Below are 11,172 nucleotides of genomic sequence, written 5' to 3'. Positions count from 1 at the left end.
GCAGGGTGAGGACCGCGGGTATCTCCCGGCTAAATAGCCGGGACTCTGGGTTGAAATACGGATACGCTTGCGAAACAGGAGGAAATGAATGATGCGGAATGCGGCCAGGGTCATTCCTGTGATTCTGATCTCGGCAGTCGCCCTGCACGGCTGCGCGATCGGGTACCAATTCAACTACGCCGAAGCCGAGCCTACCATTCGGACGAACCCCAAGATCGTGGTGGCGGTCGGCTTCCAAGATCGACGCCCTGCGATCGTGAGCCAAAAGAAGCCTCCCGATTACGTGGGGGTTCTTCGGTCCTCGCTCGGCATCCCCTACAGTGTCACCACGGAGTCGGAGAGACCGATGGCGGACGACATGGCGACCGCCGTGGCGGGAGCGATCGAGCGGGACGGAGGCAAGGCGATTGCGCTATCCATTGCGCCGACTGCGTCGATGGCGGAAATCGTCCGCGATGCCAAGGTTAGAGGCGCAGGAACGTGCATGGTATTCACCCTGCGCGACTGGCAGACGGACACCTACATGAGCACGAATCTCGTCTACGACGTGGCGGTGGACGTGTTCGACGCAGACGGAAAGATCACGGCCTCCAACAAGATCAAGGGTGAAGACAATCTCGGCTTCAGCTTCATCAACCCACGCGGACACGCCTACTATGCCGTCGAGGATGCGTTCAAAAGCAAGATCGGGGTATTGGTGAGCGGAGACGTGGCAAAGGCGTTGAAATGAGGCTGGCATCCTCGATCGCGGCATCCAGGATCTCCCAAAATAGGAGAGTGTCTCCCGGGCATTGGTGCATGAATCAATCAATGGCAATACCTTCCTATCCCTGCTTTCCCCAGGAAGACACCACCCAAGGCACCGGCCGTTCCCGCCGCGGAACGACCACCTCCAGGCGCTTCGCGCGCCGCGACATTTGGAATGATCCTGAACCGGCAAAGCCATGCCCACCAGGCGCATCAGCAGGGTTTGAACCGCCGCATCCGGATATTCCAACGGCTCCCCTCGGTCGCCAGTGGCTTTCCCGTGCCAGTGATGACGCAAGAAGTCTTCCGCGAACCACACCGTCACATCGCCTCGCCGGCAACCCCGGCTTCGACACGCGCTACTCTCTCTTCCTGCTGGAGGGACCGCACGGAATGGCTGCATCCGCGGATTTACGCACCAACGCCGGTGGCGGGGTCAGATGATCGCGGTTCGGTTTGGAAGTCCCGGCTCGGGCGTCCATTGGGATCGATCCAGGGCGGTTACGCGGGAGATGGAAGACTTCGATCTGCTCCCTATGCTCGGCCAACCCAGCGGTCGCGCGTTTGGGATGGTGCACCTTCAGGCTGTCGATGATTCGGTGCACTCGAAGCGCACCAGTCCTTGGTTGCTGATCGCCGAAACCATCGACAGGCCACGCGCCGGAACCGCCGTTCCGTCACCCCGGTGCATGACGGCACCCGCTGCCTTGGCGCGGCCCCCGATCGACGGACAGGCGTCGTCGAGCGATTGCTCGACCTGGACCGGATTTTGTTCCCCTGCCGGCGTCATCGGGCGCCGCCGCGGGTATTCGCCGTCTATGCGAATGGGCATGATGCTGGCCTGGGGCTTCATCGGCATCTTCGCCGGTTCGACTCTCCTGGCCGTGAGCCATACCCTGCTGAAAGTCTGGCCCGACACCGGACCCGAGCCCGGCTAACGCTGCATCCTTCCGGCAAGAAAATTCCCGACGAGACTGGCCACCAGAATCGTCAGGTAAAACTGCCCGCAGACGACTTCGAGGATGCTCAGAGTCCGGGCCAGCGGGGTTACTGGTGTGATGTCGCCATAACCCAGCGTGGTCAGAGTGGCAAAGCTGAAATACAGCAACTCGTCAGCCCGCACGTGCATGGACTCGCCGGCGTCGAGCCCCTGGAAAGCTCCGGGCCGCAGCATGGTCAAGAGGATGTAAAGGAAACCCCAGATGAACCCGATCAGCAGGAAAACACATACGGAACCGGACAACCGGTTGATGTCGGCCTCTTTCCCGCGAAACACGTGTTGGGCCGCCAGATAGCAGCTCAGCACACAGAACAGCAAGAAGACCAACACCTCCAGGACGCCCAGCAGGACGGAACGGGAATCCCAGGCGAGCACCGGAAACAACAGACTGAGCATGCCGAGCAGCAGCCCCAAGCGAAAGACCCGCCTATTTTCCTGAAGACTCCAGACGCCGATCAGAACCATCAGGCTGAACACCGACTCCATCAGCCAGACCAGAAATTCCTGGTCCTTTGCCAGGACCGAAAATTCCCGCAACAAAGGCCCGGTGATCAGGGTCGTTACCAGTCCGGTCAACAGGAACCCGAAATTGTTTCGCTTCAGCTTCAGCCGTCGTCCCGCATGCAAAGGGGGAAGCCGAACATGGCGGGACAGTGTGCTGCGAAGATTGGCCGGCATCATCTTTGAGGTTCTTCCTGAGAAAACCGCCTGGCGCGGGCTCCATGGCCTTTGGCAAACAGGCGGTCACGCGAATGATACACCGAAGAAAAAGCGCCCCGACCAGCCGCCTGTAACAAAAAGGGACAAATGCGGTAGATTGTCATCTCCCCTTGTCTTGAAGCCGATCAGGTGCGCCGATGTTCAATTACGCCGTCATCGTAACCGCCGCTCTCGCCGGCATCGTACTGGTAGACGATGACCCGACGTCGGTGTCTCTCGAAGAATGGGTTCTCTTCGCCGTGATGATCTATGCCGCGTCCTCCTTCATGCGGCTGTACCGGCGGTAAGCACGTCACGACATGACAGCCCGGGAGAGATGCATACAGCCCCCGCCGGGCTTCCGCGCAGCAAGGGAAAGGCACCGGGACGCGCTGTCGGATTTACCGCTTTTCCAGCGCCGAGAGCAACCGCAATGCCTCCATCGCCTGCTTCATGGAGAGGGGTTCGTCGATGCCGGGTTCGAACGCCATGCGAAGAATGTCTCCCTTCATCGCGATCAGCGCCGCTTCGGAATTCTCGCCGACCATCCCACCATCCGTCTTGCGCCGCCAGACGCCCCCCTCCTCGACCAGACCCAGTGCAAGCAGAAATTGCTCCGCCTTCATATGACTCCCCCTCAGAATCACAACCACCCCGGAAAGTGCCCGTCCGAGCCACCCCTATTGCGCTATGGCGTGGCAACAAATCGACCCTCGGCCGCTGCGGCTCGCCCCATCGGCAGAAAACCCCGGGGGTCGGCTGGCCCCCTGCCTCAATGCATCCGCCTGGAATGTTCGGGTGGCCGCGTCACCATGACCAACCGCGCCAGCAGGTCATTGGCTATGGCCTCCCACTTCCGGCAGGTCTCGACCAGCCTGCGGTTCTGGCGACGGTATTCCTCCAGTTCCAGCAGGGCGATGGCGATCTGATCGCGGGCGCGTCTGGCATGTTCGGTGGACATCACCAATGACTCCACCGCGATGCTGAGCTGCTCCCGCTCTGAAACATTGGCCATCGCATCAGAGGACAATTTCAGCAGATCAGCGAGAATTTCGGCCATGCTTGCGGTATTTTCATTCATGGCGTATGGCTCCGTTCGGACCAGGCTGTTGCAGGTTCATTGAAGGGGCCGGCAGGCCCCAAATATGAGCCAAGCAAAAATCCGTCCAAGCGGCAAACCGGCCTGAATGGCCGTTTTCAGCGGGTCCCCGTATGTCGCCCGGCCCACCGAAATACCCCAATGAACCACCATCTGTCGGCTTTCCTCCACATTGGCAAACGGCGCAGCGGCATAAATGAAAAGTATGGTCCAGCGGTGAGAGCTTCAACTCCAAAAGCGTTGCGCGACGAAACACCCAGCGTAGCCGCCGATGGCCCGCAGCAATCGCGCAAGCCCCCCGCGCCTGGCTCCCGACGAAGGCCGCCACGGCAGCCGCGCCTTTGCCCGCCAGCACCGCCACCAGGATGGATCCCGCGATCTCGACCCCCGTGGCGATCGTGTCGATGTTGCTGGCAGCGGTATCGATCGCGGCGGTGATGGCTTCGGCCACGCGGGTGATCACGGGCGAGGTGCCGACGAACTTCAGCGCGGCGTCGTCCCAGCGCACCATGGCCTGTTCGATGGTATCGGGCAGCCCGGCCGCGTCACGGTCGATGCCGGCCTTGGCCCCATGAACATCCGCCAGGGGTAGTTCCAGACCCCGTAATGGCCGCGCTCGACCTCCACATCGCCTTGCTCGACGACACGAACGGCAAGGTGCTGGTCGTGACGGACGAAATCAGCGACCAGGTGATCCAGACTGGCAATCTCATCACCGTGCCGACCTGGGCATTCGGCATGAACCAGCCGGCGTAAGCGAGGTGGCGGATGACCAGCATCGATGGCACCCTCACCGAATCGCTAGACCCCACCGACTGGGTCGCCTACGCCCACCGCATCGACAACGGGGTCCTGGCCGGTATGGCGGACGTGATCGCTGGCGGGTTTTCGATCGATTGCGGCTCGGTCACCGAGCATTGCCTGGTCGCTGTCGCGCCGAAGATGGGGGCGAGGTGGAAGCCAGGCGAAACGGTGTCGGTCGGGAATTACAGGGTGCCGGCTGCGCCTTGGGCAACGCCGTATCTCCATGAAGCCGTGGCCGTCGCTACTCTGGAGCATCGCCATTTTTTGCGAAACCCGACGGGACATCCCCGTCCCCCTCGGGAGCAAAAAACTGGCGACGTCCTTGCCTTCGGCGGCCCGCGCCGTCCTGCGTCCGCCCCGGATCCGTCCGCCTCTCCGCGATGCACTCCGACAAGGCGCCCCCAATGACTCGTCGCCTTGTCGGATCCCTTATGTTTCGTCTCCACCCGCGATGAAGCCGCGGATTCCGGCAAAACATCCGGGCCTATGGCTTCGCGGGGACGTCGCACTCGCTCGCTTCGCTCGACTTCCTTGTGCTCCGTCTAGGTTCCTAAGGACAGGGTCTTGCGCTTGCCGTCGTGACGGCAATCGAGCCGCCACCACTTACCACCTTTGACGGTGACAATGAGGTACAGCCCTTTTTCGTCGGAAAGCCCGCAAGCCTTGCCGCCGCTGCGCTTTGCGTTGCGGACGGCTGCGTCGGTAAGCGCCATGACGGTAACGCCCCCAGAGGAATCAAGTTACCGCCAATTCTGCTGACATACGCTACCGGCGCTTCTAGCGGATTTCTGCGGACGTTGGCGGACGACGCAAGGCATGAAAAAGCCCGCGAGGTGCGGGCTGCGTGGACTTTAGCGGACTTCTGCGAACGAATCGGTGGTGCCGGGAGTCGGAATCGAACCGACACAGTGTTTCCACTACCAGATTTTGAGTCTGGCGCGTCTACCAGTTTCGCCATCCCGGCAATCGGGCTGCCAAGTATAAATAAAACCCCGTCCCGGTGCCAGCAGCCACGGCAGAACCATGCTTCTTTCCGGATTGCCCGCACCCCGAGACCGATTGGGCAAGACCGGGACAAAACGGCAACCCACCCGCTCGGGCCTTTGATCGAAGGCGACAGCGCCCGTCAGGCATCCGTCAATGACGGATAATCAGTGTAGCCTTCCGCGCCTCCACCGTAGAAGGTGGCTTCGTTCCAGCCATTCAGAGCGGCGCCTCGCCTGAAACGTTCGGGCAGGTCGGGATTGGCGATGAACAGCCGACCGAAGGCGACGAGGTCGGCCCGACCGGCCTCGAGGCAGGCGACGGCCTTGGCCTGGTCGTAGCCGCCGCAGACGATCAGTGGTCCACGAAAGCTCTTCCGGATCATCGCCATGATGGCCTCACCTCGCGGGTCCGGGGTTGCGGCGGGCGCGTTTCCGGCCATGAAGGGTTCCACCACGTGCAGATAGGCGAGTCCGAAATCGTTCAGGCGCTCGGCCACGTAGCCGAACGTCGCTTCCGGATCGGCATCGCCCATGTCGTTGAACGTGCCCAGTGGCGACAGCCGCACACCCACCCGGTCCGCGCCCCAGACGCCGCATACCGCCTCCAGGACCTCCATCAGGAGACGCGCCCGGTTTTCCGGGGAGCCGCCATAGGCATCTCGACGGTGATTGGAGCTGGAATTCAGGAATTGATCGAGCAGATAGCCATTGGCGGCATGGACTTCGACGCCGTCCATGCCGGCGGCCATGGCATTGCGTGCGCCATCGCGGTACTGGCCGACGATGCCAGGTATCTCGTCGAGTTCCAAGGCCCGCGGGGTGACGAAAGGCACCAGCTCGCCCTGGCCTTCGGCGTTAACGATGAAGGCCATGCCGGTGGGCGCGATCGCGGACGGTGCCACAGGCAGTGCGCCGCCTGGCTGCAACGCCGGATGGGAGACGCGGCCGACATGCCAGAGCTGCATGAACATCAGGCCGCCGGCGCCGTGGACGGCATCGGCGACGAGCCGCCAGCCTGCCACCTGTTCGGCAGAATGGATACCCGGAGTCCACGCATAACCCTGGCCCTGGGGGGAAACCTGTGTGGCCTCCGAGATGATCAGTCCGGCGCTGGCCCGTTGCCGGTAGTATTCGGCGTTCAGCGCCGTAGGCACATTGCCGGGCTGCCCGGCACGCGAGCGGGTGAGTGGCGCCATCACCATGCGGTTCTTCAACGTGTGCGGGCCGAGCCGGAAGGGCTGGAACAAGGGATTCGTCATGATGCAAGGCTCCTGGTGAGATCAATGGAGGACGGGTCTGGAAAGCGTCGCCTTGGCGACCGCCGCTCTCAGCCGATCCGCCAGAGGATTGGTCACGGTATGCCGGATGAGGATGTCCACCGGGTCCACGATCCGGCCGTAAAAGGCGGCGTTGAGGTCCTCCCGCGGGGTGATCACCGCCCCTTCCAGCGTCAGCCCACCGTAAATCCCCTTGGCCCGACTGAACTGCAGGATGTCCACGGTCGCCACCTGGCTGCCGGTGCCGACGGGGCCCGCGGCGATACTAGCATCCGCCCCGAGCTGGAACTTGGAGCTGAGCAGCGCATTCATGCCGCTCTCCGTCATCACCATCATGATCACATCGGTCAGCTCGCCGCCGATCTGCAGGCCGGCGGTCACAGCCCCGGCGGTGTAGAACGCCGGGTATCCCCACTCGCCGGTCTGCTTGTCCTTGGCCAGCACCACGGCGTTGCCGCCGGAGCCTCCGAAAATGAAACCCAGTTTCAGCACCTGTGGCGCGATCACCACGGCCCTGGCGTCCTTCACGTTGTCACGGAACCAGCCCATGTTGGGATCGGCCACGAATTCGTTGAAGGTGATGGTGGCATCGCGCAGGAGGTCGTTGGCCTTGTCGCGGTCGTCAGCCCAGGCCAAAGGGGTGGCGAGCAAAACCGCCAGCGACGCAATGCAATTCAACAAAAGGTATCTGCGGAAAAAACTGGCCATGGTGGAGAGATCCGTGGGTTGGTAGGCAACGAAAGTTTACGCCTGATCCAGGCAATACGTATGCCTGGAAATGATTTCCGCAGTCGCCGATGGGCGTTGCGGCAACTGGCGGGGAGGCTCCGACGTCGCCATAATGTGTGCTGCCGGAAACTGTCGTGCCGAGGTGACGATCATGACATCGAAAGCCGTTCTCTCGCTTCTTCCCGTCATTGCCCTGCTCCTGACGGCCTGTGCCGGCCCGAACCAACAGGGCCGGAAACAGAGCCTCGCGGGCGCGGCGCCGGAACGCACCTCTCTTCCCAAGCCTGCATTCCGCCGGCCCGGCTACCTGCCACCGTTCTTCGGCGGCTCTGATCAGCGCACGGTGTCGGACGTGCTGCGCGATTTCGGCCCGTATTCGGTCCAGAAACTCAAACCCTATTTCGAACGGGCCGGTGTGGCCTTTCCGCCACGGGAAGTGGTACTGGTCGGTCTGAAACAGGAGAAGAAGCTCGAACTGTGGGCCCGCGACGGCAGCGACTACCGGCTGATCCGCCATTACGACATCCAGGCCGCCAGCGGCTCGGCGGGGCCCAAGCTGCGCCAGGGCGACAAGCAGGTGCCGGAGGGCGTTTACCGGATCGTGGGACTGAATCCGAACAGCAACTATCACCTGTCGATGAAGCTGAACTACCCGAACGATTTCGACCTGTATCATGCCCAGCTCGAAGGCCGCACCCAGCCGGGGTCTGACATCTTCATCCACGGCCGGGCGGTGTCGGCGGGATGTCTGGCCATGGGCGACGAGGCCATCGAAGAGCTGTTCGTACTGACGGCGCAGGTGGGCAAGGAAAACGTGAAGGTGGTAATCGCCCCGCACGATCCCAGGACCTGGCCGCTGGAGCAGACCGCTGCCGGCCAGCCGGAATGGACGCGGGAACTCTACGCGACCATCGCCGACGAGATCCTGTCGCTGTCGCGGCCGCTCAGGGTCTCGAGCAGCCGCCCCTACTCGCCGCCATACCAGCGCTAACTCAGCCCGCCAGCCACGCCACCACGGCGTAGCGCATGGCCTTGCCGATGGCGATGTAGGCCACGGACAGGACCAGCGACAGCCGCAGCCAGCCGGCGGCGAAGCAGAAGCCGTCGCCGAGCACCGGTATCCAGGAGACCAGCAGCATCCCGGCGCCCCAGCGCTTGAGTGATGCGACCGCGCGCCGCTGGCGCGGATTCTCGATCGCCTCGACCTCCAGCGGGCGGCGGCGCGCCCACAGCCAGCCCATCCCCCAGGTCGTCATCGCTCCCAGGGTATTGCCCACGCTGGCCACCGCCACGAGTTCGGTCGGCAACGCATAGCCGGTGTGCACCAGATAGGCCAGCACCGCCTCCGACCCCCCCGGGGCAAGGGTCGCCGAGACGAAAGCGCTGGCGAACAAGCCCCACAAGCCTGCCGACGCGTCCATCGCGGTTACGGCGCCCGGCCGGACAGATGGCGCCGGGCCCGCTCGAGATCGGCGGCCGTATCCACACCCGGTGCAGGCGCGCCCTCCACCGGCACCACCAGGATGCGGTCACCGTGCCAGAGGATGCGCAGTTGCTCCAGGCGCTCGACGTGCTCCAGCGGCGACGGCTCCAAGTCCACGTAGCGACGCAGATAGGACGCGGTGTAGGCATAGACACCGATATGGCGGCGATAAGGCATGCCCGGCATCGGCACCCCCGCTCCTTCGGCGAAGGACTCGCGGTCCCAAGGCACGGCAGCGCGGCTGAAATACAGCGCCCGGTTCTCACCGTCGGTGACCACCTTGACCACGTTGGGATCGAAGATTTCCTCGGGCCGGTGGATCGGCGCGGCCAGGGTCGCCACCCGGCAGTCTTCGCGCCGCCCCAGCGCCTCTGCCAGGGCGCGCAGCAGGGCGGCGTCCATGAAAGGCTCGTCACCCTGCAGGTTGACCACGAGGGTATCGTCGCTCCAGGCCCGGCGCTCGGCCACCTCGGCCAGGCGCTCGGTGCCGCTGGCATGTTCGGTCCGGGTCAGCATCGCGGTGACCGGCAGGCCGTCCACCGCCTCGGCGATGCGCGCGTCGTCGGTCGCCACCACGACCTCCGCCGCACCGGCTTCGAGCGCCCGCTCGCAGACGTGCGCGATCATCGGCTTGCCGCCGAGTTCCAACAGAGGCTTGCCGGGCAGCCGGGTCGAACCGTAGCGCGCCGGAATGACGATGGTGAAATCCGCCGGCATCAGGCCACCGGGGCAGCCCGCCGTTGACGAAGCGCGTCGTACTCCTCGAGGCTGAGCCTCCTCGCCTCGCTGTCCAGCATCACCGGAATGTCGTCGCGGATGGGATAGGCCAGCTTGTCCGCCAGGCAGACCAGTTCCTGCTGCTCGCGGAGATAGATCAGCCCGCCCTTGCACACAGGGCAGACCAGGATTTCAAGCAGTCGTTTGTCCATGTCGAAACCTCTCGAGGATGTTCAGTAATCGGGGCGCGAAGGCCGGATCGAGCCGGGCGGAGACGGGAATGTACCAGATTCGGGGATCGTCCAGCCGGCGGCACTTCACGGCATCCTTCTCGGTGATCAGCACCGGCGTGTCTTCCGGAACGGACCGGAAATCGTCGGGCGAATAGGCATGATGATCGGGCCATGCCACGGGCTCGAAGTTCAGGCCCAAGGCGGCCAGGTGCGAAAAAAAACGCGCAGGATGGCCTATGCCCGCCATGGCGACGATCCGCTGTCCCGCGAAAGCGGCCAAGGGACGCCGCTCGCCGTCGGCGAGACGCACCGCCGTCCTACCTTCCAGTGTCATGACCGATTCACCGGGCCCCGGCTCGCCGCCATTGCAGACCACGAAGTCCACGCTTGCCAGCCGCTCGACCGGCTCCCGCAACGGCCCCGCCGGCAGCAGCCGGCCGTTGCCATACCGGCGGACACCGTCGACCACGGCGATCTCGACGTCCCGCGGCAGGGCGTAGTGCTGCAGGCCGTCGTCGGAAACGACGACGTCCGCGCCGGCTGCGAGCACGGCCCGGGCCGCCTCCACACGTCTCGGCGAAACGAACACCGGCCCCCCGGTGCGCTGCCGGATCAGCAAGGGCTCGTCGCCGACCTCGGCGGGATCGCTGCCGCAGAAGACTTCAAGCGGCGCCCTAGCGGAACCGCGGTAGCCGCGGCTGACCACGCCGGGCGACCATCCGTGCTGTCGCAACAGCTCCACCAGAGCGATCACCAGCGGCGTCTTGCCGGTACCGCCCACGCTGAGGTTGCCGACGACGATGACGGGAACGCCGAGAGAGACCTTCGCGTTCCGGCGGTAATACCCGCGGCGGAGCGCGACGGCAGCTCCGAACCCCCGGCTCAGCGCGCGCAAACCCCATGGCGGCTGCGCCTCCGCATACCACTGTCGCTGCAGCCAAGCGTCGATCACCCCGTTGGACCGGCTCAAGGTTTGCCCTCGGGAGCGGCCTCGGCGGCAAAGCCGATATGGCCGAAGCCCAGCTGGCCGGCGGCTTCCAGGACGGTGATGACATGCTGGTGCTGCGTGGCCCTGTCGGCCCGGACGATCACCAGCGGGTCCTGCTGCCCGCCGGCCGCCGCCTTCATCGCCTCGCGCAGTGCTTCGAGGCGGTTGTCCTGCAGCGGCGTGCCGTTCACCGCGAACCGCCCCTCGGCGTCGACGGCGACGTCCACACCCTTGGGCACTTCTTCTTGAGGGACGGCCTGCGCCTTGGGCAACCGCAGTTCGAGTCCGGTTTCCCGGCTGAAGGTGGTCGTCATCACCAGGAAGATCATCAGGACGATCAGCACGTCGATCATCGGAATCAGGTTCAATTCCGGCTCGTCCCGGTTCTGGGGGCGGAAATTCATGGCGCA

The 11,172-nt window shown here is 64.1% G+C and carries 17 protein-coding genes, 1 tRNA gene and 1 pseudogene; 4 read left to right on the top strand and 15 right to left on the bottom strand.

The annotated features are described in order from the left end of the window. Positions 1–88: 88 nt before the first annotated feature. Complete coding sequence (locus H156_RS17610) at positions 89–730, top strand: hypothetical protein (RefSeq protein WP_026597637.1); 642 nt, start codon at positions 89–91, stop codon at positions 728–730. A gap of 216 nt (positions 731–946) precedes the next feature. Here the strand turns inward: H156_RS17610 and H156_RS17825 are convergent. The 3 genes and pseudogenes from H156_RS17825 to H156_RS0115420 all read right to left on the bottom strand — a co-directional run. After that, positions 947–1,150 (bottom strand): annotated as a pseudogene (locus tag H156_RS17825) (transposase); the annotation flags it as partial. Positions 1,151–1,327: 177 nt separating this feature from the next. Further along, entirely contained in the window at positions 1,328–1,579 is a 252-nt protein-coding gene (locus tag H156_RS0115430) for a hypothetical protein (RefSeq protein ID WP_017364113.1), read from the bottom strand. 102 nt (positions 1,580–1,681) lie between these two features. Beyond that, positions 1,682–2,428, bottom strand: coding sequence for a potassium channel family protein (locus tag H156_RS0115420; RefSeq protein ID WP_017364111.1), 747 nt, complete (start codon positions 2,426–2,428; stop codon positions 1,682–1,684). A 176-nt stretch (positions 2,429–2,604) separates the two neighbouring features. Between H156_RS0115420 and H156_RS17275 the strand changes: the two genes are divergently transcribed. After that, on the top strand, positions 2,605–2,754 hold the full coding sequence (locus H156_RS17275; protein WP_010959988.1) for a hypothetical protein: 150 nt from the start codon (positions 2,605–2,607) through the stop codon (positions 2,752–2,754). 93 nt (positions 2,755–2,847) lie between these two features. Here the strand turns inward: H156_RS17275 and H156_RS0115410 are convergent, their stop codons facing one another. The 3 genes from H156_RS0115410 to H156_RS0115400 all read right to left on the bottom strand — a co-directional run bounded on the left by H156_RS0115410 (position 2,848) and on the right by H156_RS0115400 (position 4,056). Beyond that, positions 2,848–3,072 (bottom strand): hypothetical protein, encoded by a 225-nt coding sequence (locus H156_RS0115410; protein ID WP_017364110.1) that lies wholly within the window; start codon positions 3,070–3,072, stop codon positions 2,848–2,850. Positions 3,073–3,218: 146 nt separating this feature from the next. Beyond that, on the bottom strand, positions 3,219–3,527 hold the full coding sequence (locus H156_RS0115405) for a hypothetical protein (RefSeq protein WP_010959986.1): 309 nt from the start codon (positions 3,525–3,527) through the stop codon (positions 3,219–3,221). Beyond that, on the bottom strand, positions 3,520–4,056 hold the full coding sequence (locus H156_RS0115400; RefSeq protein WP_017364109.1) for a hypothetical protein: 537 nt from the start codon (positions 4,054–4,056) through the stop codon (positions 3,520–3,522). The genes H156_RS0115405 and H156_RS0115400 overlap by 8 nt, the downstream gene beginning before the upstream one ends. A 95-nt stretch (positions 4,057–4,151) precedes the next feature. On the opposite strand from H156_RS0115400, the gene H156_RS17145 reads away from it, so the two are divergent. Continuing rightward, positions 4,152–4,301: a hypothetical protein gene (locus tag H156_RS17145; protein WP_017364108.1), complete on the top strand. Its 150-nt coding sequence runs from the start codon at positions 4,152–4,154 to the stop codon at positions 4,299–4,301. 590 nt (positions 4,302–4,891) lie between these two features. On the opposite strand, the gene H156_RS17140 is transcribed toward H156_RS17145, so the two are convergent. The 4 genes from H156_RS17140 to H156_RS0115370 all read right to left on the bottom strand — a co-directional run bounded on the left by H156_RS17140 (position 4,892) and on the right by H156_RS0115370 (position 7,320). Then, positions 4,892–5,062: an Arm DNA-binding domain-containing protein gene (locus tag H156_RS17140; protein WP_154656763.1), complete on the bottom strand. Its 171-nt coding sequence runs from the start codon at positions 5,060–5,062 to the stop codon at positions 4,892–4,894. 164 nt (positions 5,063–5,226) lie between these two features. After that, positions 5,227–5,313 (bottom strand) — tRNA-Leu (locus tag H156_RS0115380). A 162-nt stretch (positions 5,314–5,475) separates the two neighbouring features. Then, positions 5,476–6,594, bottom strand: a complete 1,119-nt coding sequence (locus H156_RS0115375; RefSeq protein ID WP_017365044.1) for an alkene reductase — start codon at positions 6,592–6,594, stop codon at positions 5,476–5,478. Positions 6,595–6,615: 21 nt separating this feature from the next. Next, positions 6,616–7,320, bottom strand: coding sequence for a lipid-binding SYLF domain-containing protein (locus tag H156_RS0115370; RefSeq protein WP_017365043.1), 705 nt, complete (start codon positions 7,318–7,320; stop codon positions 6,616–6,618). Positions 7,321–7,492: 172 nt separating this feature from the next. On the opposite strand from H156_RS0115370, the gene H156_RS0115365 reads away from it, so the two are divergent. After that, entirely contained in the window at positions 7,493–8,332 is an 840-nt protein-coding gene (locus H156_RS0115365; RefSeq protein ID WP_238536836.1) for a L,D-transpeptidase family protein, read from the top strand. 1 nt (position 8,333) lies between these two features. On the opposite strand, the gene H156_RS0115360 is transcribed toward H156_RS0115365, so the two are convergent. From H156_RS0115360 to H156_RS0115340, 5 genes are read right to left on the bottom strand one after another with little or no spacing between them, the layout of a single operon-like run. Next, complete coding sequence (locus tag H156_RS0115360) at positions 8,334–8,762, bottom strand: YqaA family protein (RefSeq protein WP_017365041.1); 429 nt, start codon at positions 8,760–8,762, stop codon at positions 8,334–8,336. A gap of 5 nt (positions 8,763–8,767) precedes the next feature. Continuing rightward, a complete protein-coding gene (gene kdsB, locus H156_RS0115355) occupies positions 8,768–9,541 on the bottom strand; it encodes a 3-deoxy-manno-octulosonate cytidylyltransferase (RefSeq protein ID WP_017365040.1) in 774 nt (257 codons plus the stop codon). Further along, a complete protein-coding gene (locus H156_RS0115350) occupies positions 9,541–9,753 on the bottom strand; it encodes a Trm112 family protein (protein ID WP_010959978.1) in 213 nt (70 codons plus the stop codon). The genes kdsB and H156_RS0115350 overlap by 1 nt, the downstream gene beginning before the upstream one ends. Then, positions 9,734–10,744: a tetraacyldisaccharide 4'-kinase gene (gene lpxK, locus H156_RS0115345; RefSeq protein WP_010959977.1), complete on the bottom strand. Its 1,011-nt coding sequence runs from the start codon at positions 10,742–10,744 to the stop codon at positions 9,734–9,736. The genes H156_RS0115350 and lpxK overlap by 20 nt, the downstream gene beginning before the upstream one ends. Next, a complete protein-coding gene (locus H156_RS0115340; RefSeq protein ID WP_010959976.1) occupies positions 10,741–11,166 on the bottom strand; it encodes an ExbD/TolR family protein in 426 nt (141 codons plus the stop codon). The genes lpxK and H156_RS0115340 overlap by 4 nt, the downstream gene beginning before the upstream one ends. Positions 11,167–11,172 lie beyond the last annotated feature (6 nt).

Origin of the sequence: Methylococcus capsulatus str. Texas = ATCC 19069 (assembly GCF_000424685.1) — a bacterium.
GTDB lineage: Bacteria > Pseudomonadota > Gammaproteobacteria > Methylococcales > Methylococcaceae > Methylococcus > Methylococcus capsulatus.
This window is presented reverse-complemented; position numbering and strand designations above follow the sequence as displayed.